The organism is Chitinophaga sp. (assembly GCF_035564935.1).
GTDB lineage: Bacteria > Bacteroidota > Bacteroidia > Chitinophagales > Chitinophagaceae > Chitinophaga.
This window is the reverse complement of the sequence record NZ_DATMTE010000501.1, coordinates 1-1507: the sequence shown is the minus strand read 5'-3', so window position 1 is coordinate 1507 and position 1507 is coordinate 1. Positions and strand designations below refer to the sequence as shown.

The following is a 1507-nucleotide window of genomic DNA, read 5'->3' as shown; positions in this document are numbered from 1 at the left end:
TCCACAAAGAGGGCAGGGGGCACGTATTTTACGCCGCTGGCCTCCTCATGCCCGCGCATACGGAAGGTCATGGCTTCTATCAGTACGGGTTTTTGTTCTTTGATGGCATAGGCCCGGGCGGTACGTATGGTTTGATATACTTCCAGGAGATTATTACCGTCTATCTGTACGCCTTCCATGCCATAGCCAATGGCTTTATCTACCAGGTTAGCGCAGTGATATTGTTCGCTGACGGGAGTACTTAACCCGTAACCGTTATTTTCTACCAGGAAAATTACCGGCAAGCCCCATACTGCGGCCACATTAAGGGCTTCATGAAATTCTCCCTCACTGGTTCCGCCTTCACCGGTAAAGGCAAGGGATATCTTTTCTTCTTTTTTCAGCTGATGCGCCAGGGCAATGCCATCGGCAATAGAGAGCTGTGGCCCCAGGTGGGAGATCATACCGCAAATATGATGCGGCCTGCTGCCAAAATGAAACGAGCGTTCACGACCTTTACTGTAGCCACTTTCGCTGCCCTGCCATTGTTGCAGCAGTTTATCGAGCGGCATCCCGCGGGTGGTGAATACACCGAGGTTACGGTGAAGCGGCAGGATCCATTCGTCTGCATCCAGCGCCAGCGTGGCGCCTACCGCAATAGCCTCCTGGCCTATACCTGAAAACCATTTGCTTATTTTGCCCTGCCGGAGTAACAGCAGCATTTTCTCTTCTATAAGCCGTGGATATACCAGTGCTTTATAGAAAGATTGTAATTGCGCATCGCTTAGGTCTGACCGGTCAAAATACATGGATTGGCTTTTTAACAGGCAGTAAAGGTAAGGGCTAATCGTTGTTACCGCCGGCAAGACTGATCATCACACTATTGATGATGGTCATAACAATACTGAAAAGCAGCGCCCACCAAAAGCCGTCTACTTTAAAACCAGGCACCAGTTTGGCCGCCAGCAGGATGATCAGGGCATTGATAACAAAGAGAAAAAGCCCGAGGGTAACAACGGTTACCGGGAACGTGAGAAAAAGGAGTACAGGTTTAACCAGGGCGTTCAGGAGTGCTAATACCAATGCAAGTATCAGCGCGGTAACAAAGCTATCCACTTTTACTGCCGGCTTCAGCAGGTAAGCGGTTGCCATAGCAGCTAAGGCACTAACCAGTATACGAATCAGGAAACCCATTGTACATTGTTTTACTGGTTAAGTTAACAAAAAAAACAGTGAATGGCAAAGTTAAGCTGTTGGCAACCAGCATCTGGCCCGCTGCCAACAGCCATTTATAAATTATTTACAGGAAACTGTCTGCCTCCCTGTAAGCCTTTATCAGAGCGGCTTCGCCTTCTTTCCCTTTACCGGCTATCCCGTGTTCCATGCCCAGTACACCTTTGTATCCTTTGTTATGGAGATGTTTAAAGATGTTTTTATAATTGATTTCACCGGTGCCAGGTTCCTTTCGGCCTGGGTTGTCGCCGATCTGGATATAGGCAATTTCGTCCCAGCACCAGTCCATTACGGG

At 48.7% G+C, this 1507-nt stretch carries 3 protein-coding genes; all 3 read right to left on the bottom strand.

Going from position 1 to position 1507, the window contains the following annotated elements; translation table 11 throughout:
* On the bottom strand, window positions 1–788 hold a 788-nt coding region (locus VN105_RS12795), incomplete at its 3' end, for a thiamine pyrophosphate-dependent dehydrogenase E1 component subunit alpha (RefSeq protein WP_325641439.1).
* Window positions 789–822: 34 nt separating this feature from the next.
* Window positions 823–1173: a phage holin family protein gene (locus tag VN105_RS12790; protein ID WP_325641437.1), complete on the bottom strand. Its 351-nt coding sequence runs from the start codon at window positions 1171–1173 to the stop codon at window positions 823–825.
* Between the two features lie 106 nt (window positions 1174–1279).
* Window positions 1280–1507: TIM barrel protein (locus tag VN105_RS12785; RefSeq protein WP_325641435.1), on the bottom strand; the 228-nt coding region annotated here is incomplete at its 5' end.